Source organism: Allobosea minatitlanensis (assembly GCF_964020775.1).
This window is the reverse complement of sequence record NZ_OZ224509.1, coordinates 4,045,921-4,069,803: the sequence shown is the minus strand read 5'-3', so window position 1 is coordinate 4,069,803 and position 23,883 is coordinate 4,045,921. Positions and strand designations below refer to the sequence as shown.

Here is a 23,883-nt window from a genome sequence, read left to right as displayed (position 1 = left end):
TCAGACGGAGACACGCCTTGCGTGACGGTGCCGATCCGCGGAAACTTGAGTCATGTCCGAGATCGTCACCTTGTCCGCCAAATTTGAGATCCAGATCCCCGAGGCCCTCCGCGCTGCGCGGGGCTGGAAGGTCTGTCAGGTCTTCGCACTCATGCCAAAGGGAACTGGCATTCTGCTGATACCGGTGCCGGAACAGAGTTCACTTGCCGGGATCGCAAAGGGTGCTGAAGCGACCGATTGCCGGGATCGGTCGGATCGGTTCTGACCGCCAAATTCCCAACAAGGCTTTGCCTGTGCGTCATTGACATATGCGTCTGGCAACCTGGAGGAAGATGACATGAGCGAAGCTTTCAAGAGCATCGAACAGGGCCTGAAGGAGGCGCTGGCGCATGTGCGTGGTGAGCGGATGGCCACGGTCCACGAAATCGAACTGTCGGAACCGGACGTCCAGGCGATCCGGGCTGATACCGGTCAGTCGCAATCCGCGTCTGACGGCAGCATTGGCAGGAAGAAGAGCAGGCGCCTGAACCGGGGGTAATGCCGCAAGTCCTGACAGGCCGGCGTGCAACAGTCGTATCTGATCAGGCGCGCTCGGCCGCCATCTGTTCGTTGAGCTTGCGCACCATCACCGCCTCGATCTCGGACAGACATTCGGCGGCAATCAGCGGACTGACACCGAGTGCGCGCGCCATGGCTAAGGCAGCGTTCATGTCCCAGCCGATGACGACCGTGGCGCCCATGCCGCCAACCACACGCAATTGTCCAGTCAGGCGCTGGACGAGATCCCAGACCTGCCAACCCTCCGGAGTTTCCGGAGAGTTCAGCCGCGCCGGGCAATCTTCGCACAGGCTTTCGCAGGCTGCGCAGTAGGCCTCGCCCCCGCCGAAGTGCCATTCGGCAAGGGCGATGAGGCGTTTTTTTCCGCATCCAGCATCAGATACGGCGCGAGACAGCGGGTCTGGAACGCCTCGAACACCGGCCAGATGTCGAGGAGCGCATCGATACCTTCCGGTGTGACCGACATCGGCATGCCGCTCTGATCGCCGACGCCCTCCCAATCGGTCACTATGCGGCGCGCAACCGCCTTGGCCATGACCACCGCCATCTGCTCCTGGCTGGCGTCCTTGGGCAAAGATTCGACTGTCGGATCGTTGCGGGCCGCGACCATGGTGGCGGTGGTCACCGGCAGAACAAGGAGGCGCAGGCCAGATCCAAGGTCGAGCCATTTCGGCTCAGTGGAAAGGTCGAGACGGATCATGGTCAGTAGTCCTCCACGTCATTGATGAGCACGGCGGTGCACATGCGTCCGAGCGTGGCGTCGCGCGCCGCCTGCCAATCGAACGATGCCTGCACGCCCTGCGGCCCGGAAATTTCCAGGCGGGGCCGCGGCAGATAGACCGCGTGCGCCGTGAAGGTCAGGCTTTCGCCAGAGATGAGTGTGTATGAAAACTCCAGCTCGCAAGGAGCGCCGTTGATCGCCTGTGTCACCAATGTCGAGTCGGCAAAGCGGACCTCGGTACGGCCGGTGAGCGCCGCAATCGACGGATCGGCGCCATCGATCATGCCGTCGGCACGGATAGTCTCGATGCGGTCGAGATTGTTGGCATAGGTGATCTCGGTCGAGATCACGTTGCCCAAAGCGGTGCCGTTGCGCTTGATCGCGCCGTTGAAGTGCCCGAAGCGGATGAGATCCAGCTCCGCGGGCGTGCCGGCCTGTGACGTGGTGTTGATCGTCTCGCCCTGTGCCACCAGCCGCGCCGTTGCGGTCAGCAAGCCAGAGCGCTGCATTTGCCAGGTCAGTTGATCGAGCACTGCGCCGGAATAGAGTGCATATCGCGGCACCTCAGGCATTCCGGTCTCGATTGCCATCGACGGCAAGGTCCAGGATCCGGATTGGAAAGTGTGGGTGAAGGGCCCCGGTGCCGTCCCCGTCGTCGTCGGCGCACCAAACGCCGCCTTCAGCCAGAAGCCGAAGGCTTGCGCATCGATCGGCACCACGACGTCGCCATCGGCGGTCACCGCATCCTTGACCGGCGCCAGCGGATCGCGGCCATAGCCCAAGAGCTCGGAATTGAGCAGCGGCTGTTCCACTCCGAGCGTCGTGCTGGCGAATGGCATGCGGCTGAAACCGCTCGCCGGCGGGGTGCCATAAATCGTCTCAAACGCGAGCGCCATTCGCGCCCGCGCCCCTTGGGCTCGTGCCATGGTGTTTCTCCTCGGATTGTCGGGATCAACCGAGCGGGTCGGCCGTCGAATAGTGCAGCACCACCGGGATCATGGCGGCTTTCAGGGCGGCCGCGCCCTCGATGGGCAGATCGACCGGCTGCGGCGCTTCCGCCTCGATCCAGTCGCACAGTCCCCCGAGCGTGCGGTCGCCGGCAATCGCCGCACCAATGCTGGCGCACAGCGCATCAAACGCCGCATCGCGGCCCGCGCCCTGCACGACGGCCTCGATCTCGGCCCGGTGCTGATAATGGTAGATGAGTGGCGACAGCGTCGTCTCCGGCTCACCCGGATCGCCATCACGCAAAATCAATAGCCCTGCCGCAGGTACACGCTCGGGCAGCACCTCGCCGCGCAGCACGGTGGCTGGCAACATTGAAAGCTGCGCGTGTAGCGCGGCGAGGATGGTTTCGCGGGTGGTGGGCATGATGGTCCCGGTTCGCCGGGACCAGCCCGGCGTCAGTGATCCCTGTCGGGCTTCGGTTCCGTAAGGGCCGCGAGCCGCCGCGGCAAATCCGAGCGGCCGTGCAGGAAATCGACGATGATCACCTGATCGGCGTCCTCGACGAAAATGACGAAATGCTGACCCGCTCGCGTGAAACGCAGATCCTCGGGCAGGTCCGGATTGATGAGGCGGCGGCAGTCCTGCGACATAGCCGTGCCCGCCGCGATCATCACGCAACGTGCGATCAGGTCTTCCTCGTAGGCGGCAGCCTGTCGCGGACCGAAGGTCTCATGCGTCCAGCGAGCGATTTCGACGAGCGATGTTTCCGCCTGTCGCGTCAGGCGCCAGGGTTTCGGCATCAGGACGATTAGCGCGCGGAAGTGAAGGCACGCCGGATCGCATCCTCACCGCTCCCCTCGGCCAGATCACCACGCCGGGCCTGGTCCAGCCCGTCACGCAACCTTGCCTGCAATTCGCTGAACTCCGCCTCCTCCCTTTCGAGAAGACGCAACCCCGCCCGCAGGGCTTCGGAGGCATTCTGATAGCGCCCCGACGCCACCAGCCGGTCGACCAGAGCAGATTGAGTGTCGGTAAGAACGACGTTGCGGGTGGCCATGCGTGTCTCCATCAAGGATATTGGCAATATATGCCAATGTCCCATGAATGTCGACCGCTGGCCAAATGCAGGTTTGTGGTGCCAGGCCCCCCCGATCCATATTGGCGTGGCACCGTGGAAAGGATGATGGTCATGGTACGCAGCCTTCAGGACAAGCTCGCCAGGCTCGACCCGGCCCGCCGCGCGCGGATCGAGGCCGAGGCTAATCGCCTGCACACCGAATGCCGGGCGCCGATTCTTGATAGCACGATTACCTGTCCGCATTGCGGGCATTCGCAAAACGAGACCATGCCGACGGATGCCTGCCAGTGGTTTTACGAGTGCAAGGGCTGCGGCACGCTCCTCAAACCAAAACCGGGTGATTGCTGCGTTTTCTGCTCCTACGGCACGGTACCCTGTCCGCCGATCCAGGCCCATAAAGGATGCTGCAGTTGATAGCCTGACTGGATCGAGCCGCTCAGGAACGCGTTTCCGTCCAATTCGCCACGATCATCCCCGGCAGGGCATTCTCCACCGCACGCGCATCGCGCGCCAGATCGAGGCGTTTCGGCAGCTTCACCTGCGGCACCAGCAAGAAGATCACGGCGGTGGCGCGACCTTGCAGCCGACTCGAGACGCGACCATCCTTGTGCCGGGTGATGTTTTCGCGGACACGGCCCGCCTTGCTGACGCGAACATTGTCGGCGACCAGCAGGCTCGGACCGGTGCGGCGATAGACGAAGCGCAGGCGCATGCCGGTGCGACGCTCCCACGCGCCAGGCGTGACGCGGCCACCACGAGATGATTTGCCCGCTACCGGCATCGGGATCGCCAGCCAAAACCCGTTCTTGGAGCGGATCAGTGGGCCGGTGTCGTGCGCACCAACAATCACTGGTGCTTTCGACCAGACCAGCGCTGCCGCGTTGAGACTCTGCCGACCTTTCGGATACTGCTCGGAGCGAATGGTGCGGGCGAGCCGAGACCCGAGACCCGCACCGGTAATTTGTGCGCGCCAGGCGGACTTGAGACCGGCGCCAGCTTTGCGCATGGCGGCGGTGACCGCCTTTTGGCCGGCGCGGGTTTCCGCCTCCATTGTCCGGGCGATATCGCCGACAATCCTGATGCCGAGTTTCATGCGGAGCGGAGATCCAAAGTCCAGACGAGCCGCTCGCGATCACGCACCGGCTCGCCCTGAATGATGAAGGTGTCACCATCGATCTCGATCCGGTCGCCAGCACGCGGGTTCGGGACCTCGGCGAGGCGAAGATCGACGCGGGTGGTTTCCGACCATAGCCGCGCCTCACCGAAGCCAGTGATCTCGTCCGCACGTCGGGCAATGATGCGCACGGGCACGGCCGATCCGCCATCGGGCGTATAGACCGCATCTCTGCCGATATTCGGATCGCCGAACAGGTCGTCGATCGCCTTCGCGAAGGCGCTCATACCCATCAGTTGCTCGTGTGGATGCGCACCGCGAGCCGCGGGCGCTTGTTGACCGGTAGGGTCGAGGCCTCGGTCTTGACCTCAATGGCGCTACCGTCGTGACGTGCGATCTGCCGGGCATAGATCGGCAGGCCGACGGTGTTGACTGTCTCGATCAGGTTCGCCGGCGCGCCGTAGGTCACGAAGGTGTCGAGGGTGCCGAGCGGGAACGCGATGCCCTCGCTCGCTGGGATCAGCGTCTCGGTTTCGCCGGTGGAGAGGGTGACAGTGGCGTTGTACTCCTCGAACATGATGCCGGCGAAGGGGAAGCGCCGGCGCGTATCTTCGCGGAGCGGTTGGGCGCCGGTCGAGGCATAGTACTTGTAGGCGTCCTCGACCTTGGCGTGGCCGATCAGCTTGTCGAAGAACTCAGGGCTGACGAGCGCCAACACGCCGGTCATGGTCTCGCCCTTGAGTTCCGTCTCGACCTTGCGCAGCACCTCACGCACCTTGGCCTGGACGTTGGTACCGGCGGTGCCGAGCACGAAATCGACCGCCTGCTGGGAAAGCCCGAACTCGGTGAAGTAGTTGTAGAGCGTGGTGCCGGCGCCGTCCTTGACGATGCCGCGCAACGCATTGACCTCCATGTACTCGCGGGTCTGGGCGTGCTTGACCCGCATGCGAGTGAGCTTGCGCTCCATGACGGTGGCGAGCGGGTCGGCCGCGTCGGCGACGCCGAAACCGCGCACGCCCTGGATGTCCTGGGGCGTGATCACGTCGTCGTGGGGAATCCACGGCACCGTGAAGGAACGCATCGAGCGCGTGTCGCGGTTGGCGACGGTGGCGGGACCGCCGAGCGGCACGGTCGGCAGGAGGTTTAGCACGCCTTCCGCCTGCTCGATGACGACGGAGCGCTGTGTGACGCCCTCGAAGCGGAACAGGCCCATCTGGCCGAGCCGGGTGTAAACGTTGGGCAGGATGTTGATGGCCTGGGTCATCTCGGCGAGCGAGTAGCCGCCCGCGTCGAACGGGTTGATCATGGCGACCATGATGTCGGGTCTCCTTGGGATGCGACGGGCATGAAAAAGACCCCGAAGGCGGACGCCTCGGAGCCGGTGACGGATTGGATCTGACGAGCGCGGATCAGGCGGTGTCGCGCGGCACGATACCGGCAGAGCTCAGCTCGGTGTGCTTGACGGTCGTCTTGGCCGCGTCATCGACGGAGGCGTCGAAGACGAGCGCCGCCTTGGAGACGATCGCCGGGCCTCGGGCAACCATGAGGCCGGTCCTATCGCCGGCCGTCGCGTCGACCGCCTCGATCAGGACGGCCGTTGCGACCTCCGCACCCTCGTCTCCGACGACCTCGGCGTCCGGCGACAGGCGGTACTTGCCCGAGGCGGTGATCCGGCCGAGGACGGATCCGAGCGCGTAGTTCGTGCCAGCCTTGAGGGTCACAGCCTCGCGGCAGTAGCTCGCATTGAGCTCGTATTTGAGCAGGTCGCCGAGGGTCGGCGACATGGTGAGAACAGTCATGATGATCCTCCTTGTCGTCAGCTGCGGTTGGCCGAGGCGCGCTCACGCGCACGACGCACGATGGGGCTTTCGCCGCCGTTCGAGGCCGGCGAGCCGGCCGGTGACGGCGCCACGGCGACGACAGAGCTCGCCTCGGCGCGTGCTGCGAGGGCGTCGAGGATGGAGCTTCGCAGCGCGTGCGGCGCAATCCCCTTCGCCATGGCGTCGGCGGCGTCGATTGCGACGCCCAGCCGGGCCCCTTGGGCGGCGATGGCGGCGATCTCCGCATATTCGGCGCGCAGCCGCTCGGCCGTTTGATCCGTCTGCGCCTCCGTCGCCTCCGGCGGCGCGGCGGGCGCCGCTGGTTGCGGCGTTCCGAGAGTTTCCGGATCGGACGCGTTCGTCTCCTCGACAGCCGCGTCTTCGGCAGTCGGGTTGAGGTCGGGTTCTACTGTCATTGCGGTCTTTCTCCTTGGAGGTTGACGACTGCGGGCGCTCTGCGAAGCACCCCTGATCAGGCGTGGCGGGTCGAGCATCCGGGTGAGATCGGCAAGTGCGTGGCCGACGGTGCCGACTTGGTCGGCAAGGCCGGCGTCGATGCCCCGCTGGCCCCGATAGATCGCGGCCTGCGTCGCGTGGACAGCGCCGGGGCTCATGTTCCGGTTGCGCGCCACCAGGGTGACGAGGTCGGCATGGAGCGCGTCGACATCCGCCTGGATCGCCGACAACGCCGTATCCGAAAGCGGCTCGTGGGCATTGCCCTCGATCTTGCGATCGCCCGCGTGAACGAGCGTCCATTTGAGGCCGGCCATGACGTCGGCGATGCTCTCGTCGACATGGATGGCCACGACGCCGATGGATCCGACCTCCGCCGTCCGGGTGACGTAAAGGCGGTCCGCCACGCTGGCGATGGCAAAGGCAGCCGACAGCGCGCTTTCGCTCGCGACAGCCCAGAGTGGCTTCTGCGCGGCTTCGCGCAAGGACACGAGGCGATCGACCAGATCGAAGAGACCGCCGACCTCACCGCCTGGCGAGTCCAGTTCCAGCAACACGGCCCGCGCAGCTGGATCGGCCAGCGCGGCCTCCACCGCAAAAGCGATCTCGCCATAGTCGCTGGCGCCCAGAAAACCGGTGAGCCAGTCGCCACGCGTCACCAATGGCCCGAGGATCGGCACCACGGCGATGCCGGGACCGGTAACGGAATGGCTCGCCACCTGCGGCGCATCGCGGGCCGGAAGCATGGCCTGGCGTGTATCGAGCATTGGGCCGGCGGCGAGCAGGCCGTCGAGCGCTCGCGGGGCGATCGCCAAGGGCCGGCCGCCGAGCCGGGTGAGCAGCGGATTCAATCGCGTCATGGAAACCTCAGTCGGCGGCGACGTTCGCCTGGTTGTCCGCTGGTGCTGCCTCTTGAGCATCGGTCAGCAGCCTCGGGTCGGATGCTCGTTGCGGCTGAGCGGCAGCATCTCGGAGGGGATCATCTGCAGCTGCAGCGGCACCATGAGCCCGTCATCGGGCCGGCGCGGACGGAAGCGGAAGAACACTTCACCGGCGATGAATACCTCGCGCGCGGCGCGCCGCTGCTGGCCATAGAAATCGGTGAACCCCTCGGCGTCGCTGTCGTCGGTCCAGTCGAGCCAGAGGCGCTGCACGCGCGCCTTGAGTTCGGCATCGGCGATCAGGGACGACGGTTTGATGCCGTCGCCCACCACATTGCCGGCCCAACTCTCGATGGCGTTCGCCGCATAGCCGTTGTTGCGGACCAGCCATCGGGCGCGCGCGGTGATGTCGGCGCCGGCGGCGGCAATCAGCGTGTTGAGATGCGCCCGGCTCGGCTGGAAGTGCCGCAGCCTTCGGCTTCCCTGTCCCGCTTCAAAGCCGCCCACCAGAGCGCCGATGCGGCGGCGCCACCGTGTGATCGATTCCAGCACGAGTCAGAGCCCCTTGCTTGCCGTCGTGCGAACGATGCGACGGCGCGCGCCGGTTTGCTCCTCGGCGATCCGCCGTTCGAGGTCGCCGAGGGCGACCGCCATTTCGGCATCGCTCGCATAGGTGATGCGGCGCCCCTCGACCTCGACGGTGCGCACGCCGCGCCATCGGGCGGCGAGCAGCGCATCGCGGCGCGCGATCATGTCCTCAAGCGTCATGGTCTCGGTCTCAACTCAGATAGCTGGGCGTGAACACCCGTCGGCCGCGCCGGGCAGGCGCTCGTCGCACCAGACCCGCGGAGGCGATCTCTGGCGTGCCGGGGTCAGAGGCCGTGGTCTCTGGCGCCGCTGTGTCGCGTGGATCGAGCGAGCCGACCTGGCGTTCGAGATCGCGCCATTTCTGCTCGCCCCAGCGGTCGGCACCGGCGATCCAGGCGGCGGCACGGGCATAGACCCGGCAATCCAGCGCCTCGTTGCGTTCGCGGAGCTTCTGCCATTCGAGCCGCTGAAACCCGCGCCTGGTCTTCACCGTCACCAGCTGTTCGGCGACGAACTGCTTGCACCACTCGCTGTCGGCCCAAGCCGGCAGGTGGATGGTCCCTGCGGGAAAGCTGGCGCCTCCGGCACGCTCCTCGTCGGTCGGCCGTTCGAGCCGGAGGTAGCGATAGGTCTCGGCCTTGAAGGTCGAGACCGCGACCGACCACAGCCGCGCGCCGCGCCGCAATCGCTTGCCGCCGGCGGTCGCATCGACATAGGTCGGGCCGGAGACCGGGCTCGCCCGATTGAAACCCTCGACACCCTTGACTGGCGCCACCTGCGCGAAGCCGGCGCGCCGGGCCCAGCCGTAGACCGACGGCGCCTCGAAGCCGGTGTCGATCGCGAGGCGCGACAGGCCCATCGCCACCCCAGAGGCGTGCGGCCAGTTGCGGCTCAAGAGACCGTCCAACGCGGACCATGCGGCGGCGTGTTCGGGGCCGCCCTCAATGACGATGTGGTCGATGAGCCAGCTCTCCAGCCCGCGACCCCATGCCCAGACATCGACCTCGATGCGATCCTTCTGGACGTCGGCGCCGGCGGTGAGAAACAGGCCGCCCATCGGCACCGTGCCGGCCGGCCAGCTCTCCCTGCGATCGTAGAGCCGCTGCCAGTCCGGCGCTTCGCCCGTCTCGACCCATGTCTCGCCCAGCGATGTATTGACGAAGGTCTTCATCGCCTCGTCGCCGTGATCCTTCGCCGACAGAAAGGTGCGCACCATGGCTTCCAAGCGGACCCAGGAGGAATAGACCTCGTTCAGGTGAAAGCCGGCGATGCCGTCGAACGGGGCCTCAGCCCGCCATTCGCCCCGGCGCACGGCGGCCCAGCGTTCGGCGTCGCTCCAATGCGCGCCGCAATGGCGGCATTGGTATCGCGCGGTCTCCGGCCGGTGGGCGCCGTCCGCGTCGCGGTCCCAGCGAACCTGCTCCCAGACCAGCGTCTGATGCTCGCCGCATTCCGGGCACGGCGCGAAGAAGCGGCGCCTGTCGCTTTCGGCATAGGCGGTCTCGATCCGGCTCGCGCCACGGATGGTCGGCGTCGAGACCAGCACGATCTTGCGGTTCCAGAAGGTGACGGTGCGCTTCTTCGCCAGATTGACCGGATCGCCCTCGGCGCCGGCGCTGAACGGATAGCGGTCGACTTCGTCGCACAGGAGGATGCGGATCGGCCGGCTGGCCAGGCCCGAGGGTGCATTGGCGCCGACGATGGTCAGATGCCCGCCGGGAAACTTCTTGTGCAGGATCTTGTTCGACCCGTCCCGCGACTTCGGATCCGAGATGCGCCCATGCAGACAGGGCGTATCGCGCGCCATCGGCGAGAAACGGTCCTTCGACCAGGTCTCCGCATCGCGTTCCGTCGGCATCACCACCATCACCGGCGCCGGGTCCTGGTCGATGTGGAATGCAACGGTGTTGAGCAGCACCTCCGTCTTGCCGGTCTGGCTCGACGACATCACGACGACGCTTTCGACCGCCGGATCGGAGATCGCGTCCATGATGCCGCGCTGGTAGATGGCCCGCTCGGTGCGCCAGCGGCCGGGCTCGGCGCTGGCTTCGGAACTCAGGCGGCGCCTGGCGTCGGCCCACTCACTGATCGTCAGGGTCGGCGGCGGCGCCAGGATCGTCAGCGCCTTGCGCGTCGCCTGCGCCAGCCGCGCCGGCCCCTTCAGCACCAACGGCGATGGCCGGGAGGCTGGCGAGTTCCGCGAGCGCTTCGGTGATCGCGTCGCGGATCTGCGCGCGCGTGCCGGCAATGGTCGTCTCCTCGTGGACGAGCGGCGCCAGCCTGTCGGGCAGGACCAGCAGACGCGCGCGCAGGCGGGCCAGCACGGCGATCCAAGCCTCCTCGACCTGAGCGGCCGGCAAGAGGTCGCCGCGCCGGACAGCTGCGTCCATTTCGGCGAGATCGGCCTTGGCCTTGATCAGCCGGGCGCGCTCGACACCGAAATCCGCGGCGCCCGTCTGCGACCGCGTCGCCAGCTCGCGCAGGTAGCGCACATAGCCGCGCACCGTGCCGACGAGGTCGTAGCGCCCGCGTTCGGGGCCGGTGCGAGCTGACGCCGGGATGATCCCGTCGCGCGCCAGCTGCTGGACCCGCCTTTCGGTCAGGTCCAGGAGCCGGGCGATGACCGCGATCGGTTGGGTATTGGTCGCCATGAACGGGGGCCGCTCCCGGGCAAGATCAGGTCATGTCGGGAGCCCCGCCATCACTGCATAAAAGGCAATGAAATGATGCACTTATCGACTTGATGAGGGCGTCGATCAGAGCCTGTATGGGGTCACCATCAAGCGCTGGAGACCGCCATGACCAAGTCCAGAAACACCGCTACCGCCCTCGACGCATTCATCGCCAAGAAGGCGGAAATCGACACGATGCTGGAGCGCATCAAGGTGCTGAGCGACGACCATTTCGACACCAGCCCCGACGAGATCAACTGGGGCCATGTCGGAACGCTCAGCCACTACACCGAACTCCTGAAGCGCATCACCGACGCAGCCTTCAAGGAGGGCGAGCACGCCGATTAGACGCGCCGCTTCCCGCCTTCGCCCCGATAGGCTCACCCTCGGGGCTCGGGGCAGTAGAAGGTCCGCGATGGTCGCGCGCCTCTCCTGAAGAAGGATTGCCCCATGACCAAACTCTCCGACACACAGATGATCGTCCTCAGCGCCGCCGCGCAGCGCGCGAACATGCTGGCGCTACCGCTCCCGAAGAACCTCAAGGGCGGCGCAGCGCAGAAAGTGATCGCTTCGCTCCTCAAGCAGGGCCTGCTCGAAGAGATCGATGCCGACACGCGCATCGGCGAACACGTCTGGCGCGAGACCGGCGACGGCCACGGCGTCACACTCGCGATCACCGAGCACGGGCTCGCCGCCATCGGCATCGAGCCGGAGGCCTCGCGTGACTTTGCGGAGCCCACGCAAAGCGGTCACGCTGCCGTCAAGACGTCATCGAAGCCAAATGCCCGCGAAGGCAGCAAGCAGGCCCAGCTGATCGCCATGCTGCAGGGCGCCGACGGAGCAACCGTCGCCGAGATCGCCGCCGCATTCGGGTGGCAGCCGCACACCGTGCGCGGCGCCATCGCCGGGGCGCTCAAGAAGAAGCTCGGGCTCGACGTGACCTCCGAGAAGGTCGACGGACGCGGTCGGGTCTACCGCCTCAGCCGGGAGGGCTGAGGCTATGGCGAGGATCACCATACACGACCGTCTCGTCGCCGCCCTGCAGCACCGAGGCGAAGCGATCATCGCTGATGCACGCTCGACCCGCTACACGGTCCTCACGCGAACGCGCCGGGAAACCGGCGAGCAGGTCGGCTTCTATTTTGTCGGCCGTGCCGGCGCGCTCCGGGCCGGCCGCACGGTGGCCGAGAGCCGACCGGTGGGCGCCGACTTCCGGGCGAAGCTGCTCGGAGCGACCGCCAGTTGACACGTCATCATCACTGAAGCGCCGCTGCCCGCGATGGGCGGCGGCGTTTCGCTTATGCAGACAAAGCGCGCATCCGTTCGAAGATGCGCCGCACGGCATAGCTACGTGCCACCGAGACCAGCGTGAACAGAGCGCCGATCAACAGATTGTCGCTCAGGGACACTTGCAGACCGAACAACGGGAAGACCGCGATCTGGGTCAGCACGGCCACGCCGTAGCCGATCGCGACATTGCTCAACGCCTCGATCAAAGACATCCGGCGCGATTGCTTCATGCCGCGTCCTTTGCGCCGTCGCCAGCGCCAAGACGCGCGGCTTTCACCTCTTCGAAGCTGCGATCTTCGTCGTTCAGTTTCGCCGACTTCCCCGTGAATACCTGCCAGCGGTTGACGATGACGTCGCAGAAGGTCTCGGAGAGTTCGAGCCCAAAGACGCGTCGCCCTGTGCGCTCGCCTGCGATGAGTTGCGAGCCCGAGCCGGAGAACGGCTCGTAGCAGATTTCCCCCGGCACCGTGTGCAGCTCCATCGGCAGTGTGAATACGCGCACCGGTTTCGAGGTCGGGTGCTCGCGCGTCTCGATCTCGCTCGACGGGATGGACCACACCGTCGTCGGCCAGTTCTCGAAGCCTTCGCGGTTGACGCGCGGCTTGTTGCCCGAGCGCCAGCCGAACAGGCAGGGCTCGTGCGCCCACAACATGATCGAGCGCGTGAGCACCGGACGGCTCTTGGCCCAGATGATCTGCTGGTGATGCAGAACGTCGAATTTGGACCAGCAGGCTTCCAGCATCGCCTGGCGCCGCGAGGCATGCCAGCAATACCAGGCCGCGTCCTCCTTGATGGCGCAGTCGATGGCGACCTGCATGAACGCCTCATAGAACTGCGGCCCCTGGGATGAATCGTCCCAGTGCTTTTGCTCGATGTAGTCGTCGGACCAGTCCTTGTTTGCGATCTTCTTGGCGCGAGCGGACGCGTTCTTCTTCGTCGGATGGTTGGTGCCGTCATAGTCGACGAGATAGGGCGGATCGGTCGCGAACAGCGCGGCGCGCTCGCCGTTCATCAGGCGGGTGACGTCCTCGGCCGAGGTCGAGTCTCCGCAGAGCAGGCGGTGGTCCCCGAGGATCCAGAGATCGCCGCGGCGGGTGACGAGCGTGGCGGGCGGCTCCGGAACATCGTCTTCGTCCACCAGCCCCTCGACAGGCGCCTCGGCCAGGAGACGGGCCAGTTCATCGTCTTCGAAACCGGTCAGCGCCAGGTCGAACTCGTCGAGCTTCAGATCGGCCAGTTCGAGTTTCAGCAGCTCGTCATCCCAGCTCGCATTTTGATGCGAGCGGTTGTCCATCAGCCGGTAGGCGCGCAGCTGCGCCGGAGTCAGGCCATGCGCGACATGCACCGGCACGCTCGTCATACCGAGCCGCTTGGCCGCCTCGTAGCGGGTGTGGCCGACGACGATCACCATGTCCTCGTCGACGACGATCGGCTGACGCCAGCCGAATTCGGCCAGCGAGGCGGCGACCGTGGCGACAGCCTCCTCGTTGCGCCGCGGGTTGCGCGCATAGGGCACAAGCTTGTCGATCGGCGTTTCGACGACGTCCATGGTCGGTCCGGTGCGATGGGTGAAGGATCTGATCCGGCGGTCGCGAAACCAGCCGATGTGCTGGGCCGGCAAAACAGGTTCCGCTTCGCCGATGCGCTCGAAACGAAACGCCCCCAACCGGCGGCTTCGCCATCGCCGAGGTCCGCAGACGCCCAAGTGTTTGAATTCACGAGGCCAAGGATGCGGGCGAAACGAAATGGCCTATTTCGGCGCCGTCACTGGGCAAGCGTCGCGCCATTGCCGCCAGCATACGATTTCGGCCAAGGAGGAACCGTGCATCGCCGGTCGGTGGTCATCCCCGCACGCGGCTCGCCCGAGCATACGGAGAACTAACCCAAATCGCCGATCTGTGTCTCGTCGGGAAATGTCTCAGCGAAAATTGTCTCACGCATCAAAATGAACTTGACGAGCGAACGCGGTCGACGAGGAAGGCGCGCGAACGTTTCGCCGGTACTTGCTGTCCGTTGAGCTTCCAGGTGATGACGCTAAGGCCGTACTCCCAGCGACGGCACGCCGTGGCGCGGGAAATCCCGAAGCGCCAGCAGATCGGCTTCCACGGCGTGCCCTCGGCGCGCGCCCAGACAAGCCGCGCATCGTCGGGTTCCAGCCATCTGAGCCAGGGCAGCGTCGCCTCCATGCGGCTGATGGCGTCGGGCAAGGGCGGCGGACGCTTCATGCGCGGCGGCTCCTGACCGACGAGATCAGCGAACTCATGCACGATCTTCGGCCACACAGAGAAATAGCCCTGCACCCGAACCTCGGGCAGGCGCTTCATGACGTCGGCTGCTTCGATCAGCCGCTCCTCGACCTGTTCGCGAGTCCATTCAGCCATGCCGTTGCTCCGTCGGCTGGCGCCGTCCGCCATAGAGCTTCTCGCCGAGCTGGAGAACGAGTTCCGGCTCGGGCCAGGTGAGGCGCGGATCGGTGGGGCTGACGACGAGGAGGCCCTGCTCGCGCCAACCCTCCCGCTTGACCTCTTCCGCCGACCGGCGTTCGCCGCCATATCCTTTCGGCAGCCATCTCATCGTTCGACCTCCTGCAGCACCGCTGCATAGCCAGCGATGTCGAGGATCGAATCCTGATGCTTGGGATCGTGCCCGAGCCGCGCCAGCTTCAGATCGATGAGGCAGAGCACGACCTCCGCCGGCGTGATGGGCCGGCCGAGCGTGATCGACCAGCGTCTGGCGACCACGGCCATCGCGGTGGCCGGTTCGCCGTATATCTTGCGGCGCTCGGCGACGACCGACGCGGCATGCCTGAGCATCGTCTCCCCGCTCATCGCACACCTCCCTCGGTCTCGATGGCCCAGAGCAGGATGGCAATGGCGTCGGCTTCATTATCGTCCGCGGGTGAGAAGCCGCGGGCGCGAACGGCGGCCATGACGGCGGCCTTGTCGGCGTTGCCCTTGGCGGCGACGTGCCGCTTGATCGTGCCGACGGGAACGCCCTGATAGGCGATCGCGTGGCTCTCGCACCAGGCGCTCAGCGTCGCCAGAAAGCCGCCATAGAGATGGGCCGCGTCGGTGCCGACATGGCGGCGAACCTCCTCGAAATAGATCGCCGCGAGACCGCCGGCATCCTCGGCGATCTGGTCCAGCCAGCTTCGGAAGCGCAGGTAGCGCATGCCACCACCGTCATAGCGGCTCGGCCGGAACGAGACCGTGCCACTCGTGATCAGGCCGTCATGGCTGCGCAGCGCCCAGCCGGTCGTGGTGCCGAGATCGAGGCTGAGAATGGCGCGATGCGCATGAGCCGGATGCGGACGGAATGCGATGGCCCCCGCTGCGGCGGGGCCGGTTTCGATGGTCGAAATCATGATTGCCTCCAAGACGCGCGGGCAAGGGTCGGGTTTCGGATCGAAGACCCGTCGCGGCGGACCGGTCGCTGCCGCTTGGAGATGGCCGAGTTGATGGAGCATGCCCATCAGAGCACCTCCTTGAGCCAGTCCGGCGCAGCGCCGTTCGGGGAACGTGGTGAGGGATGTTCCCCCGCATGTTCCCCGGTGCAAGCCGTTGAGGAACAAGTGCTTTGGGAAGGTGACGAAGGTGGGGAACGTTTTTCCCCATCCTCCATCGCGTGGGCGCAGCCGCGCACATGCATTAGTGTTGAAAAACGTTCCCCATGTTCCCCACGTTCCCCTTTGGCATTGGTTTCAATGGGTTGTGCCGGGGAACGTTGGTTTTCGACGTTCCCCTCTTCGGCGCAACGTTCCCCGCCCGAAGCCGCGACACCTTGCGGAAAACGTTCCCCACGTTCCCCTTCGATCTTCAACTGCCAGCGCTGGGCTTGATGGGAGACGCCCAGCGTTCGCACGCGAATCTTGCGGCCGTCGATGTCGAACACCCTGTCGCGCATGCGGGCGAGCGCCTTGCCGAGCCGTGTGCGCTGTGACCGGTCGCCCCCGGCGCCCAGCGGCAGCGGGGGCTCGCAGGCCAACGCCACCTCGTAGAGATCGCCGGTGCCGACCTCCGCCGTCCCGAAGCGGTCCCACCAGCCGCCGATGAAGCTGCGCCAGATCGCGCCCTCGCCATCGGCAGCAGCGAGCATTTCATCGAGGTTGGCGAGAAATCCTTCGATCCCGGCGACCTCGAGGACGCCGCCCATGATGCGCGACCAGCTCTCGTAGCTCCCAATCATGCGCGCGCCCCGTGGACGGCCGGCGGCCAGCCAGGCCCGGCACAGTGTGAGGCAGGCCGCGACAATGCGCGGCCGGTTGGCGCGAACCCAGCTCATGAGATCGGGGTGGCGGAACCCCTCGCGCCGCCAGGGTTGATCCACACGAGCGTCGAGCCGGATGCGCACGATGCGGCGCGCCATCTCGTTGGAGAATTCGGGATTGTTGCCGGTCGCGATCCAGACGCAGCGGATCGGCAATCGCGTCATCTCGGACGCCCCGAGAATGCGGTCTTCCCAGAAGGGCGCGGTGAGCGCTGCCGCGAGCGCCGAGGAGTCGAGCGGGTGACGCAGATTGTCGATGAGCACGATCGAGGGAATCTGGCGCAGCTTGGCGGTTAGCCGCTTGCGCCACTCTTCGTCGTCGCGGCCCTCGGTCATCACGGAGGCGCTGACGCCGGTGAGCACGGTCGCGATTGCGTCGACCATCAGGGTCGCGCCGGTGCCGGGTGTCGGCTTCTCGATCAGATGCAGCGGCGTCGGCGCGTCGATCATGGCGCGAAGAAAGCCGAGCAGCATCAGGGCAACGGCATGCGCCCGCTCCGCGTGGTCGGTGAAGGGGAACTCGCCCAGCATGTCGTCGACGATGAGACTGCGCGCGGTCGCGATCTCCGCCGGCGACGGGCGCTCCGGCACCTGCGGCACGGCAAAGCCTGGTGTAGGCTGGTAGAGCAGCCGCGCATCGGGGTGGTAGCCGGGCTTCGTCAGGAGCGCTCCATTGCGGCCGAAGACCGGCGTGGTGACGATCCCCGCCAGCACGGGCAGGCCGGGATCGGGCGTCGCCAACAGCGATTTGATGAGCGGCGTCGGCGGATGCGCGGGGACAAGATCGCCATTGCGGGCCAGACGCCGCCAATCGGCGAGCTTGGCCAGCATGTGTCGCAGGCGCTCTTCCGTGACCGGCCGGGCCATGGGCAGGCCGTCATCGTCATGCACGGCCCATGTCGGCATGCCGCCGCTGCGAAAAAGCCAGGGCGTGTTGTTCGAGGCGAGGAGTAAACCCCAGCTGCGTGCGTGGGCGCGGGCGAGATCGCCCTCATCAGCGCGCAGTTGCGGCAAGCGCCCTTGGGGCTCGACGAAGCCGATCGGGCGGTTTCGGGCGCCATCCTGCGCATCCGTGCCATCCGCCACTGCACACGGCTCGGCCGCGTCGATGATCTGACGGACCGCATCCGCGCCGTCGTGCAACAGGACGTCGTTGAAGTCCTCGCCTTCCGCCCGCGGCAGGGCGATAGCGACGCTGCAGCCTTCGGCGCGGAGCCGCCGCGCCGCCGCCTCGGCCGCACGAAGGCCAGCGCCCGACGCATCGTGGTCGGCGAGCAGAATGACACGCCGGGCCTCCGGCGGCAGGACGACCTGTTCGAGGTTGGTGGCCGAGAGCGTCGCCCATACCGCCATGCCCGGGCAGGCCGTCATCACGGCGAGCGCCGTCTCGATGCCTTCGCTGAGACCAAGGACAGCATCGTCGGCGATCGGCGCCAGCCGCACGGCGCCGCCGCCGACCCGGCCCAGCATCTTCTTCGGCTTTTCAACCTCGGCCTTCGCCGCCCCATCCGGGCGCAGGTAGATGCGGTGCAGGGCCACCACGTTGCCGGCGCGATCGCGAACTAGGCCGACGATGGCCGGGAAACCGGTCCTCGTATCCCAATGCGCGAGATCCGGATGGAACAGGAGGTCGGACGGTGGCGGGACCGTGAGCCCTCGTGCGCGCAGATAGGCCTCACCCGGCGTGCCGGCGATCGGGAGGGCCCGCGAGAGGATGATCTCGATTTCTCGGGCAGAGTCTTTCTCCGGCCTCGCGGAAGCCGCCGACGGTTCGCGACGCGCTGGCGCCGCGGCCGACCATCCGACCAGATCGGCGGCATAGGCGAAGAGGTCGCGGCCCTTGAGGCCGGTCGCCTGTTCCAGCGTGCTCAGCGGCCCGCCGCCCTGGCCGCCGTCGAAGTCGATCCAGCCGCCGGCGTGCTCGCCTCTGAGCGTGATCACGCAGGAACCGTTCTTTCGCGGCGCCCCGCCATTGATGTTGGCGAGACGCCATTCGTCACCGTTGCGACGGCCGTTTGGAAAGTGCTGCGGCACCCAGACGTCGGTTCTGTCACGCAGGCCGGCCACGATGGCGTCGAGATCGTAATGAACCGCAGGCGTTCTGGCGGGTGCGATGTCGTTGAAGTCAATCAAGGATCACCAGCCCTTGCTCCGCACGCGTGATGGCGGTGTAGAGCCAGCGGGCGCGGTCCTCGGCGGTCCGCCCGAGACCGTCGTCGTAGACGATCACGTTCTCCCACTGCGACCCTTGGGCCTTGTGGCAGGTGATGGCGTAGCCCCAGACGCTCTCGACAAGTCCCCGCATGTCGCGCCAATCGCGGCGCAGGCGCTCGGCGTCGTAGGCGACGTGGTCGTCGAAATGCCCCTTGTAGAACCACTGGCGGCCGGGAACGCTTGTCCCGTCCTCGGTGCGCACCGACGCGCTGAAGGCGAGCGGGCTTTCGTCGCGGATGTCCGATAGGTCGAGGAACATGCCGTTGACGAGACCGAGATCGTGCCGGTTCTTGAGGCAGATGATCTTCTCGCCGAGCCCGCGCGGGTAAGCGTCAGGAAAGCCGGCCGCCTGTTTCATCGCGGTGTTCAGAAAGAGCCGCGTCGCGTTGCGGCCGCAGATCACCTGGCCGCCCTTGAGGAACTGATGCGGGCCGATGTCGGAGCGCCGCATCTTCCAGACGAAGTCGTCGTGCTCACCGTAGGGAATGGGCATGCTCTGCCGCGCGAGCGTGGCGAGACGGATGATCGCGCTGGTCTCCGCCTGGCGATGGATATCGGTCAGCATCACGTCGGGATCGGCGTCGGTGAAGGCGCCGTCGCCCTTGATCGGCGGCAACTGGCCGGGGTCGCCGAGCACCAGGATCGGTTTGCCGAAAGCAAGCAGATCGCTCGCCATTTCGGCGCCGACCATGGAGACCTCGTCGAGCACGATCAGGTCGGCGTCGCGGACCAGCGACTGCTCGTTCAGAATGAAACGAGGCTGATGGATGTCGGCAAGCCGGAGCTCGAGGCGGCGGATCTGGGTCTCGGCGAAGGAGCGCTCGGCCGGTCCCATATTGCGCACGCCTTTGCGCAGCGTCTCCAATTCGCGGGTGACGCGCTCGATTTCTTCCGGCGTCGCCTCGGACACCTTGTAGATCAGACTGTGGATCGTGGAGGCTGGCGTTCCCTTGCGGGTCATCACCAGGGCCGCCTTGCCGGTGAAGGCGGCATAGAGCACGCCGCCCGCACCACCCATGCGATCCATCGGTTCGAGACCGAGCTCGCCGATTGCATGCCGGGTGATGGTCGTCTTGCCCGTTCCTGCGTAACCGAACAGGCGGAACACCTGCTGATCGCGCGTGCGGCGCCGAAACCAGTCCTCGATCGCGGCGATTGCCGCCGCCTGCTGCGGAGACGGGATGAAGCTCATCGCTCGCCCTCCCAGCAGCGCTTCGCATAGGCGCACATGCGGCAGAGATAGAAGTCCTGGGCTGCGGCGATCCGCGGGGGGAGTTCGCGGGCTGCCGCGGCGCGCAGGATATCGACGGCCTTGTCGGACAGCGCCTGCGCGCAGGACGGATCGAACGCGACCACCTCGTGGTGGAGCGCCTCGGTGTCCTTGTTGAGCGCCGTGACGAGGGCGGTCTCCAGCTCCAGATAGCCCATGTAGAGCTGAACCTGCGCGAAGTAGACCGGCTTGGAGGCGCGCAAGCCACGCTTGACCAGGTCGTTCCAGGATTTGGCGTTCAGCGCCTTGTGTTCCCAGAGCACGGGCCAGCGCAGGCCGACATCGGGGCCGGCGACGATCACGCCATCGATGTGGCCGCGCAGCTTGCCGCCCGCCGCCTCGAACCCGAATTGTCCGCCGGCGGCGCGCTCGGTGCGAAGGTCGAAGCCCGCGCCGCGCAGCCAGCGGATGGAGAGCGTCTCAAACTGGTGGCCGGCGTCGAAGATGCGCAGGATCGCGCCGTCAAAATCCCGTCCCTCATCCTTGGGCGTATGGGTCACCTCGTAGACGAGCTTGCGCGCGCAGGGCTCGCCGATCCGGCTGCCGCCGAGATAGTCGCGCGGCTGCTGCCGCCGATTGCGTGCGACGAGCGCCGCATCGATCAGCGCATTGACCCGATCGGACACGCTGATCGCGTGGCCGATGCGGCCATAGATGAAGCCGGAGCCGTGGTTGAGATCGATTCCCATGCGCCACCTCAAAAGGGAATCGGATCGTCGAGCGGGTCGCGGGCGGCTGCCTGGCGCTGCATCGATTCCTGAAACCCGTCGACGCAGGCTTCGATAATGCGATCGATCTCTTCCGGTTTCCGGTCGTAGAACGGCGCCATCAGGTCGAGCTCGGTGAGCGTCTCGGCGAGAAACCGGCGCGCCTCCTTGATCGCTCGGGTCTCCATGTCGGTCTTGTCGATCATCCCGTTGTTCCTGTTGGCGAGCGCCGCGCCGACATCGAGGCAGCGCATCGAGCAGAAGCGGTGGTAAGGAAAGCGGTCCCAGCGCAGCTGGTGGACGTAGCCGAAGCCCCGCGCCTGACGCCCGCAGACGGTGCAGACGCCTACCCGAGCAAGAGCCAGGTCAGGTCCTCTGCGTCGTTCGGCTGATCCTTGATCCGGTGTGAGGCCAGGACGATGAACCGCGCGATCGCGTTCTCCGCCATGGCTTCCAGTTCGGGGAGCGTGAGAGCGGCGATGGGCTGGTGAAGCCTTCCGCGTCCTTCGAGCCATTGTCCCATTGCCTTCGCTGCCTCGCGCGTGACGTGCGCCTGCCACTCATCGGCCGTCATGACGGTCAGGTGTTGAGCCAAGCCGGGCCACTCGGGGCCGGCGTCGCTGCGGGTGCGGCTGCCGGGGCTGTTGCCGGCGCCGTGCCCGGCTGTGCCGGCCGGCTCCAGGCCGGGGCAGCGCTCGCGGGCGGCGATGCGGCGGGCTGCCCCCACGCCGGGGCTGCGGGCGATGCGGGTGATGCAGCCTTCGGCCGCGCGCGGGTGCTGGGGCTCGGCGCCAGGACCTCGCCGTCCATCACCCTCCGCCATTCCGGCTCGCTCGGCAGAACCACGCGGTCGAGCTTGTTGCTGTCGCCGTAGCGCGGGTCGTCGCTGGGCTCGACCTTGATCTTGGCGACGAAGGTGATGCCGTTGAGGTCGGCCAGGCCGCGCAGGATCCGCTTCGACTTCGCCGCCTCGCTCATGTCCTGCGGATCCAGCCCGAGCGCGCTGTCGATCATCGCGCGGAAGCTGCCCTTGGAAATCTTCCAGCCTATCGAGACGCCGTGCTCGTCGACCTTGCCGCCGGAGACGGTGAACATCTGCCAGAACTTGCGCCGGACGTGCGGACCCTCGGCAACGGTGAACTCGGCATCCACCATCAGCACGTCGCTGCCGGGCGCGTTCGAGGCCTTGAGCAGCCCCCGGTCGATCTCGCTCTGGCCGTCGGTCCCGCCCGGCCGAATGGTCATGGTGATCTTGGCGAAGGTGCCGTCGGGGATCAGTTCGCCGCTCTTCTGCGGCTCGGCGTCGTTCATGTCGAAGCTCATGGCTCGTCATCCTTTCCGTGTTGCATTGATCTTGGAGAGCAGCGCGCCGAGGTCGGGCGGCTCGGTGACATCGAGACGGCCGCTGCGATCCTTCGCCGGCAGGCCGAAGGGATTGCCGGCGCGGCAGACGAGGCGGCGTTCTTCGCCGCGCTCGGGCTTATGCCGCCAGCCGTCCCCGTCGCGCGCGAACAGGCTCATGGTGATGACCTGATCGACGATGCCGGGAAGCTCGCGGCCGGCCTTGCCGCCTTCCATCTGCGGCTGCCAGGTCGAGCGATTGAACTCGTCGGTCACACGTTCAAGAATGCCGACGAAGATCACGGTTTTTCCGGCGGCGTGCTGCAGGTGCTTGAGCAGGCCGATGACCTCGCGGGCGAGCAGCCCGTAGGCGCCGCGGGTGTCCGGTTTGCCGGTCTTGTCGGAGAAGGCCTCGGGCCGGGTCTTCGCCCAGGCCATGGCCTGGCGCGTGAGATCGGTGATCGAGTCGACGAAGATGATGCGCTTGCCCGCGATCATCTGAACGAGATCGGGATAGCTTTCCCTGAGATGCTGGTAATGCGCCTCGGAGAAGAAGCCGCTCGGGTCGGCCGACGGATTGACCCCGCCGACGAGACAGCCGATGTCGAGGGCGTCGGCGAAGGTGCGCACCGGGATGCTGTCGCCGGGCCAGTCCTGGACCGACTTCATGCCTGCCTCGAGGTCGATGCAGAGCGTGTCGGCCGGCGGCAGCGATTTCAGCAAGGATGTCTTGCCGACGCCGCTTGGGCCGAAGATCGCCATGGTGGTCTTGGCGCCGGCCGCGGACAGCCGTTCGTCGGCGCTGACGATGCGCAGCGCCATCAGCGGCCTCCCTTGTTGCACGACGCGACATCGAGCGCGCACTCACTCCCGTGCGCGCCGGCCTGCCGGGCGAGACCATAGAGTTTGCGCAAGGCGTGCAGGCGGTCACCGACCGCGCTGAACTCGGCCTCGACGCCCAGGAGGGCGAAGGCGATGTCGTCGAGCGTGGCGTCCTCGATCGGCTTGACCACCTGCTCGCGGCGGATATCGCCGAGCACCGGAATGACGATGGTGTCGGGCAGCGCTTCGAGCGCGTAGTGGCGCTTGCGGATCTCGGTCAGGACAGCAGAACTGGTCATCGGGCATCCTCGGACTTGATGGTGAGACGGAAGGTCGGCTTGGCGGTCCGCACCGTGCGGGCGGCGGCGAAGGCTTCGCGGATGGCGGCGGGCCAGGCGGTGTATTTGCGCTCGGGGACCTTGAAGCCGATGTCGACGTAGTCGGCCGGGTTCTCCCCGCTCGCGCGGATGCGCTCGGCGAGCGCGGCGAGCAGCGACTGGTCCCAGTCAACCTTCTTCGGGAGATCGGCAGCGACGACGACGGCGCCGTCCTCAAAACGAACGAGGCCGGTGTCCTTGCCCTCGGCCCGGCGCATCGTCGCTGCCGCGTCGGCGTAGCGAAGCGCGATCGCGCCTTCGAGCCACTCCCTGAGCCGCTTGGCGGCATCCAGGGCGGCATCGGCATCCTCCTGGAGCAGCGCCAGATGCTCCGCCGGAAGCGTGGCGATCTCGCCGACCGGCATGGTGCGGATGTCGTCGAGGCTGGGGCGGTTGTTGCGATCAGATGCCATCACGCCACCTCCGCCAGCAGGAGGGTGGACAGCGATACCGAGGCCTGCTTCGGCTTCGGGCGGGCGATGGCAAGATAGCTGTAGTCGTCGGACCGGTGGCGGCGCTGGACGAGATGGATCAGCCCGCGTTCGGCCGCCCACCAGGCGCGGCGCGCGACGCGGGCAAGTTCCGCCCGCTCCCGCTCGGCAAGGCGCGTGCCCTGCGGCATGGTGTCGAGCGCGAGGAATCCACGGTGATATTCGAGGATGTCGCCGGGTGCTGCCTGACCGATCCAGCCGCAGAGATCGATCTCGGTGAGCGGGTTCCGGACAGCGGGGAATCTGGATGCGATGACGTTCATGATGGGCTC

Annotated in this window: 37 protein-coding genes; 6 read left to right on the top strand and 31 right to left on the bottom strand. The window is 66.7% G+C overall.

What is annotated here, in order from left to right; all coding sequences use genetic code 11:
• The first annotated feature begins 52 nt into the window (after window positions 1–52).
• Together ACWH43_RS20025 and ACWH43_RS20020 are read left to right on the top strand one after the other, a co-directional pair.
• A complete protein-coding gene (locus tag ACWH43_RS20025; RefSeq protein ID WP_260349155.1) occupies window positions 53–265 on the top strand; it encodes an AbrB/MazE/SpoVT family DNA-binding domain-containing protein in 213 nt (70 codons plus the stop codon).
• A gap of 72 nt (window positions 266–337) precedes the next feature.
• Window positions 338–538, top strand: coding sequence for a hypothetical protein (locus tag ACWH43_RS20020; RefSeq protein ID WP_053239919.1), 201 nt, complete (start codon window positions 338–340; stop codon window positions 536–538).
• Window positions 539–581: 43 nt separating this feature from the next.
• On the opposite strand, the gene ACWH43_RS20015 is transcribed toward ACWH43_RS20020, so the two are convergent.
• The 6 genes from ACWH43_RS20015 to ACWH43_RS19990 form a co-directional block, all read right to left on the bottom strand.
• Window positions 582–740, bottom strand: a complete 159-nt coding sequence (locus ACWH43_RS20015; protein ID WP_169507165.1) for a DUF7697 family protein — start codon at window positions 738–740, stop codon at window positions 582–584.
• Between the two features lie 80 nt (window positions 741–820).
• The gene (locus ACWH43_RS20010; RefSeq protein ID WP_260349156.1) at window positions 821–1,258 is read right to left on the bottom strand and encodes a hypothetical protein; all 438 of its coding nucleotides are present in this window, start codon (window positions 1,256–1,258) and stop codon (window positions 821–823) included.
• A gap of 2 nt (window positions 1,259–1,260) precedes the next feature.
• A complete protein-coding gene (locus ACWH43_RS20005; protein ID WP_260349157.1) occupies window positions 1,261–2,205 on the bottom strand; it encodes a phage tail tube protein in 945 nt (314 codons plus the stop codon).
• A 25-nt stretch (window positions 2,206–2,230) separates the two neighbouring features.
• Window positions 2,231–2,650 carry a hypothetical protein gene (locus ACWH43_RS20000; RefSeq protein ID WP_260349158.1) on the bottom strand — a complete coding sequence of 140 codons (420 nt, stop codon included), beginning with the start codon at window positions 2,648–2,650 and terminating at the stop codon, window positions 2,231–2,233.
• Window positions 2,651–2,682: 32 nt separating this feature from the next.
• The gene (locus ACWH43_RS19995) at window positions 2,683–3,027 is read right to left on the bottom strand and encodes a type II toxin-antitoxin system RelE/ParE family toxin (RefSeq protein ID WP_260349159.1); all 345 of its coding nucleotides are present in this window, start codon (window positions 3,025–3,027) and stop codon (window positions 2,683–2,685) included.
• Between the two features lie 8 nt (window positions 3,028–3,035).
• Entirely contained in the window at window positions 3,036–3,284 is a 249-nt protein-coding gene (locus ACWH43_RS19990) for a type II toxin-antitoxin system ParD family antitoxin (protein ID WP_260349160.1), read from the bottom strand.
• Window positions 3,285–3,518: 234 nt separating this feature from the next.
• Here ACWH43_RS19990 and ACWH43_RS19985 point away from each other — a divergent pair, with 234 nt between their 5' ends.
• The gene (locus tag ACWH43_RS19985; RefSeq protein ID WP_276200037.1) at window positions 3,519–3,719 is read left to right on the top strand and encodes a GDCCVxC domain-containing (seleno)protein; all 201 of its coding nucleotides are present in this window, start codon (window positions 3,519–3,521) and stop codon (window positions 3,717–3,719) included.
• Between the two features lie 22 nt (window positions 3,720–3,741).
• Here the strand turns inward: ACWH43_RS19985 and ACWH43_RS19980 are convergent, their stop codons facing one another.
• The 9 genes from ACWH43_RS19980 to ACWH43_RS19940 form a co-directional block, all read right to left on the bottom strand.
• Window positions 3,742–4,398 (bottom strand): DUF6441 family protein, encoded by a 657-nt coding sequence (locus ACWH43_RS19980; protein WP_260349161.1) that lies wholly within the window; start codon window positions 4,396–4,398, stop codon window positions 3,742–3,744.
• Window positions 4,395–4,712, bottom strand: a complete 318-nt coding sequence (locus ACWH43_RS19975) for a head-tail joining protein (RefSeq protein ID WP_260349162.1) — start codon at window positions 4,710–4,712, stop codon at window positions 4,395–4,397. Before ACWH43_RS19975 ends, ACWH43_RS19980 begins: the two co-directional genes overlap by 4 nt.
• Window positions 4,712–5,734 (bottom strand): major capsid protein, encoded by a 1,023-nt coding sequence (locus ACWH43_RS19970; protein WP_260349163.1) that lies wholly within the window; start codon window positions 5,732–5,734, stop codon window positions 4,712–4,714. Before ACWH43_RS19970 ends, ACWH43_RS19975 begins: the two co-directional genes overlap by 1 nt.
• Window positions 5,735–5,828: 94 nt before the next feature.
• Complete coding sequence (locus ACWH43_RS19965; RefSeq protein WP_260349164.1) at window positions 5,829–6,218, bottom strand: head decoration protein; 390 nt, start codon at window positions 6,216–6,218, stop codon at window positions 5,829–5,831.
• Between the two features lie 17 nt (window positions 6,219–6,235).
• Window positions 6,236–7,552, bottom strand: coding sequence for a S49 family peptidase (locus ACWH43_RS19960; protein WP_260349165.1), 1,317 nt, complete (start codon window positions 7,550–7,552; stop codon window positions 6,236–6,238).
• Between the two features lie 63 nt (window positions 7,553–7,615).
• A complete protein-coding gene (locus ACWH43_RS19955; protein ID WP_260349166.1) occupies window positions 7,616–8,125 on the bottom strand; it encodes a phage portal protein in 510 nt (169 codons plus the stop codon).
• Window positions 8,126–8,128: 3 nt separating this feature from the next.
• Entirely contained in the window at window positions 8,129–8,341 is a 213-nt protein-coding gene (locus ACWH43_RS19950) for a phage head-tail joining protein (protein ID WP_260349167.1), read from the bottom strand.
• A gap of 10 nt (window positions 8,342–8,351) precedes the next feature.
• Window positions 8,352–10,328, bottom strand: a complete 1,977-nt coding sequence (locus ACWH43_RS19945) for a phage terminase large subunit family protein (protein WP_260349168.1) — start codon at window positions 10,326–10,328, stop codon at window positions 8,352–8,354.
• Entirely contained in the window at window positions 10,243–10,812 is a 570-nt protein-coding gene (locus ACWH43_RS19940) for a hypothetical protein (RefSeq protein WP_260349169.1), read from the bottom strand. Before ACWH43_RS19940 ends, ACWH43_RS19945 begins: the two co-directional genes overlap by 86 nt.
• Before the next feature lie 147 nt (window positions 10,813–10,959).
• Between ACWH43_RS19940 and ACWH43_RS19935 the strand changes: the two genes are divergently transcribed.
• From ACWH43_RS19935 to ACWH43_RS19925, 3 genes are all read left to right on the top strand, one after another.
• Window positions 10,960–11,181 (top strand): hypothetical protein, encoded by a 222-nt coding sequence (locus ACWH43_RS19935; protein WP_260349170.1) that lies wholly within the window; start codon window positions 10,960–10,962, stop codon window positions 11,179–11,181.
• Window positions 11,182–11,283: 102 nt separating this feature from the next.
• Window positions 11,284–11,829: a DUF3489 domain-containing protein gene (locus tag ACWH43_RS19930; RefSeq protein WP_448153599.1), complete on the top strand. Its 546-nt coding sequence runs from the start codon at window positions 11,284–11,286 to the stop codon at window positions 11,827–11,829.
• A gap of 4 nt (window positions 11,830–11,833) precedes the next feature.
• Window positions 11,834–12,079 carry a hypothetical protein gene (locus ACWH43_RS19925; RefSeq protein ID WP_260349172.1) on the top strand — a complete coding sequence of 82 codons (246 nt, stop codon included), beginning with the start codon at window positions 11,834–11,836 and terminating at the stop codon, window positions 12,077–12,079.
• Window positions 12,080–12,131: 52 nt separating this feature from the next.
• On the opposite strand, the gene ACWH43_RS19920 is transcribed toward ACWH43_RS19925, so the two are convergent.
• The 16 genes from ACWH43_RS19920 to ACWH43_RS19845 all read right to left on the bottom strand — a co-directional run bounded on the left by ACWH43_RS19920 (window position 12,132) and on the right by ACWH43_RS19845 (window position 23,874).
• Window positions 12,132–12,353, bottom strand: a complete 222-nt coding sequence (locus ACWH43_RS19920; protein WP_260349173.1) for a DUF7220 family protein — start codon at window positions 12,351–12,353, stop codon at window positions 12,132–12,134.
• Complete coding sequence (locus ACWH43_RS19915; RefSeq protein WP_260349174.1) at window positions 12,350–13,789, bottom strand: DNA modification methylase; 1,440 nt, start codon at window positions 13,787–13,789, stop codon at window positions 12,350–12,352. Before ACWH43_RS19915 ends, ACWH43_RS19920 begins: the two co-directional genes overlap by 4 nt.
• A gap of 274 nt (window positions 13,790–14,063) precedes the next feature.
• Window positions 14,064–14,504 carry a DUF6362 family protein gene (locus ACWH43_RS19910; RefSeq protein WP_260349175.1) on the bottom strand — a complete coding sequence of 147 codons (441 nt, stop codon included), beginning with the start codon at window positions 14,502–14,504 and terminating at the stop codon, window positions 14,064–14,066.
• Entirely contained in the window at window positions 14,497–14,697 is a 201-nt protein-coding gene (locus ACWH43_RS19905; protein WP_260349176.1) for a hypothetical protein, read from the bottom strand. The genes ACWH43_RS19910 and ACWH43_RS19905 overlap by 8 nt, the downstream gene beginning before the upstream one ends.
• Complete coding sequence (locus ACWH43_RS19900; protein WP_260349177.1) at window positions 14,694–14,951, bottom strand: DUF6378 domain-containing protein; 258 nt, start codon at window positions 14,949–14,951, stop codon at window positions 14,694–14,696. The genes ACWH43_RS19905 and ACWH43_RS19900 overlap by 4 nt, the downstream gene beginning before the upstream one ends.
• Window positions 14,948–15,487 carry a hypothetical protein gene (locus ACWH43_RS19895; RefSeq protein ID WP_260349178.1) on the bottom strand — a complete coding sequence of 180 codons (540 nt, stop codon included), beginning with the start codon at window positions 15,485–15,487 and terminating at the stop codon, window positions 14,948–14,950. Before ACWH43_RS19895 ends, ACWH43_RS19900 begins: the two co-directional genes overlap by 4 nt.
• Window positions 15,488–15,594: 107 nt before the next feature.
• Window positions 15,595–18,522 (bottom strand): DUF7146 domain-containing protein, encoded by a 2,928-nt coding sequence (locus tag ACWH43_RS19890; RefSeq protein WP_260349180.1) that lies wholly within the window; start codon window positions 18,520–18,522, stop codon window positions 15,595–15,597.
• A complete protein-coding gene (locus ACWH43_RS19885) occupies window positions 18,515–19,795 on the bottom strand; it encodes an ATP-dependent DNA helicase (protein WP_260349181.1) in 1,281 nt (426 codons plus the stop codon). Before ACWH43_RS19885 ends, ACWH43_RS19890 begins: the two co-directional genes overlap by 8 nt.
• Entirely contained in the window at window positions 19,792–20,562 is a 771-nt protein-coding gene (locus ACWH43_RS19880; RefSeq protein ID WP_260349182.1) for a CRISPR-associated protein Cas4, read from the bottom strand. The genes ACWH43_RS19885 and ACWH43_RS19880 overlap by 4 nt, the downstream gene beginning before the upstream one ends.
• Before the next feature lie 8 nt (window positions 20,563–20,570).
• Window positions 20,571–20,786: a DUF6511 domain-containing protein gene (locus ACWH43_RS19875; RefSeq protein WP_206771947.1), complete on the bottom strand. Its 216-nt coding sequence runs from the start codon at window positions 20,784–20,786 to the stop codon at window positions 20,571–20,573.
• Between the two features lie 140 nt (window positions 20,787–20,926).
• On the bottom strand, window positions 20,927–21,175 hold the full coding sequence (locus tag ACWH43_RS19870; RefSeq protein WP_260349183.1) for a hypothetical protein: 249 nt from the start codon (window positions 21,173–21,175) through the stop codon (window positions 20,927–20,929).
• Entirely contained in the window at window positions 21,160–21,891 is a 732-nt protein-coding gene (locus ACWH43_RS19865) for a hypothetical protein (RefSeq protein ID WP_260349185.1), read from the bottom strand. The genes ACWH43_RS19870 and ACWH43_RS19865 overlap by 16 nt, the downstream gene beginning before the upstream one ends.
• 18 nt (window positions 21,892–21,909) lie before the next feature.
• Window positions 21,910–22,743 carry an ATP-binding protein gene (locus ACWH43_RS19860; protein WP_260349187.1) on the bottom strand — a complete coding sequence of 278 codons (834 nt, stop codon included), beginning with the start codon at window positions 22,741–22,743 and terminating at the stop codon, window positions 21,910–21,912.
• On the bottom strand, window positions 22,743–23,042 hold the full coding sequence (locus ACWH43_RS19855) for a hypothetical protein (RefSeq protein ID WP_260349188.1): 300 nt from the start codon (window positions 23,040–23,042) through the stop codon (window positions 22,743–22,745). Before ACWH43_RS19855 ends, ACWH43_RS19860 begins: the two co-directional genes overlap by 1 nt.
• Window positions 23,039–23,533 carry a hypothetical protein gene (locus ACWH43_RS19850; protein ID WP_260349189.1) on the bottom strand — a complete coding sequence of 165 codons (495 nt, stop codon included), beginning with the start codon at window positions 23,531–23,533 and terminating at the stop codon, window positions 23,039–23,041. Before ACWH43_RS19850 ends, ACWH43_RS19855 begins: the two co-directional genes overlap by 4 nt.
• Complete coding sequence (locus ACWH43_RS19845; RefSeq protein WP_260349190.1) at window positions 23,533–23,874, bottom strand: hypothetical protein; 342 nt, start codon at window positions 23,872–23,874, stop codon at window positions 23,533–23,535. Before ACWH43_RS19845 ends, ACWH43_RS19850 begins: the two co-directional genes overlap by 1 nt.
• Window positions 23,875–23,883 lie beyond the last annotated feature (9 nt).

Coding starts and splice junctions, on each gene's coding strand:
- ACWH43_RS20025 (WP_260349155.1), top strand. CDS start 53: ATGTCCGAGATCGTCACCTTGTCCGCCAAATTTGAGATCCAGATCCCC.
- ACWH43_RS20020 (WP_053239919.1), top strand. CDS start 338: ATGAGCGAAGCTTTCAAGAGCATCGAACAGGGCCTGAAGGAGGCGCTG.
- ACWH43_RS20015 (WP_169507165.1), bottom strand. CDS start 740: ATGGGCGCCACGGTCGTCATCGGCTGGGACATGAACGCTGCCTTAGCC.
- ACWH43_RS20010 (WP_260349156.1), bottom strand. CDS start 1,258: ATGATCCGTCTCGACCTTTCCACTGAGCCGAAATGGCTCGACCTTGGA.
- ACWH43_RS20005 (WP_260349157.1), bottom strand. CDS start 2,205: ATGGCACGAGCCCAAGGGGCGCGGGCGCGAATGGCGCTCGCGTTTGAG.
- ACWH43_RS20000 (WP_260349158.1), bottom strand. CDS start 2,650: ATGCCCACCACCCGCGAAACCATCCTCGCCGCGCTACACGCGCAGCTT.
- ACWH43_RS19995 (WP_260349159.1), bottom strand. CDS start 3,027: ATGCCGAAACCCTGGCGCCTGACGCGACAGGCGGAAACATCGCTCGTC.
- ACWH43_RS19990 (WP_260349160.1), bottom strand. CDS start 3,284: ATGGCCACCCGCAACGTCGTTCTTACCGACACTCAATCTGCTCTGGTC.
- ACWH43_RS19980 (WP_260349161.1), bottom strand. CDS start 4,398: ATGAAACTCGGCATCAGGATTGTCGGCGATATCGCCCGGACAATGGAG.
- ACWH43_RS19975 (WP_260349162.1), bottom strand. CDS start 4,712: ATGGGTATGAGCGCCTTCGCGAAGGCGATCGACGACCTGTTCGGCGAT.
- ACWH43_RS19970 (WP_260349163.1), bottom strand. CDS start 5,734: ATGGTCGCCATGATCAACCCGTTCGACGCGGGCGGCTACTCGCTCGCC.
- ACWH43_RS19965 (WP_260349164.1), bottom strand. CDS start 6,218: ATGACTGTTCTCACCATGTCGCCGACCCTCGGCGACCTGCTCAAATAC.
- ACWH43_RS19960 (WP_260349165.1), bottom strand. CDS start 7,552: ATGACGCGATTGAATCCGCTGCTCACCCGGCTCGGCGGCCGGCCCTTG.
- ACWH43_RS19950 (WP_260349167.1), bottom strand. CDS start 8,341: ATGACGCTTGAGGACATGATCGCGCGCCGCGATGCGCTGCTCGCCGCC.
- ACWH43_RS19940 (WP_260349169.1), bottom strand. CDS start 10,812: ATGGCGACCAATACCCAACCGATCGCGGTCATCGCCCGGCTCCTGGAC.
- ACWH43_RS19935 (WP_260349170.1), top strand. CDS start 10,960: ATGACCAAGTCCAGAAACACCGCTACCGCCCTCGACGCATTCATCGCC.
- ACWH43_RS19930 (WP_448153599.1), top strand. CDS start 11,284: ATGACCAAACTCTCCGACACACAGATGATCGTCCTCAGCGCCGCCGCG.
- ACWH43_RS19925 (WP_260349172.1), top strand. CDS start 11,834: ATGGCGAGGATCACCATACACGACCGTCTCGTCGCCGCCCTGCAGCAC.
- ACWH43_RS19920 (WP_260349173.1), bottom strand. CDS start 12,353: ATGAAGCAATCGCGCCGGATGTCTTTGATCGAGGCGTTGAGCAATGTC.
- ACWH43_RS19910 (WP_260349175.1), bottom strand. CDS start 14,504: ATGGCTGAATGGACTCGCGAACAGGTCGAGGAGCGGCTGATCGAAGCA.
- ACWH43_RS19905 (WP_260349176.1), bottom strand. CDS start 14,697: ATGAGATGGCTGCCGAAAGGATATGGCGGCGAACGCCGGTCGGCGGAA.
- ACWH43_RS19900 (WP_260349177.1), bottom strand. CDS start 14,951: ATGAGCGGGGAGACGATGCTCAGGCATGCCGCGTCGGTCGTCGCCGAG.
- ACWH43_RS19895 (WP_260349178.1), bottom strand. CDS start 15,487: ATGATTTCGACCATCGAAACCGGCCCCGCCGCAGCGGGGGCCATCGCA.
- ACWH43_RS19885 (WP_260349181.1), bottom strand. CDS start 19,795: ATGAGCTTCATCCCGTCTCCGCAGCAGGCGGCGGCAATCGCCGCGATC.
- ACWH43_RS19880 (WP_260349182.1), bottom strand. CDS start 20,562: ATGGGAATCGATCTCAACCACGGCTCCGGCTTCATCTATGGCCGCATC.
- ACWH43_RS19875 (WP_206771947.1), bottom strand. CDS start 20,786: ATGATCGACAAGACCGACATGGAGACCCGAGCGATCAAGGAGGCGCGC.
- ACWH43_RS19865 (WP_260349185.1), bottom strand. CDS start 21,891: ATGAACGACGCCGAGCCGCAGAAGAGCGGCGAACTGATCCCCGACGGC.
- ACWH43_RS19860 (WP_260349187.1), bottom strand. CDS start 22,743: ATGGCGCTGCGCATCGTCAGCGCCGACGAACGGCTGTCCGCGGCCGGC.
- ACWH43_RS19855 (WP_260349188.1), bottom strand. CDS start 23,042: ATGACCAGTTCTGCTGTCCTGACCGAGATCCGCAAGCGCCACTACGCG.
- ACWH43_RS19850 (WP_260349189.1), bottom strand. CDS start 23,533: ATGGCATCTGATCGCAACAACCGCCCCAGCCTCGACGACATCCGCACC.
- ACWH43_RS19845 (WP_260349190.1), bottom strand. CDS start 23,874: ATGAACGTCATCGCATCCAGATTCCCCGCTGTCCGGAACCCGCTCACC.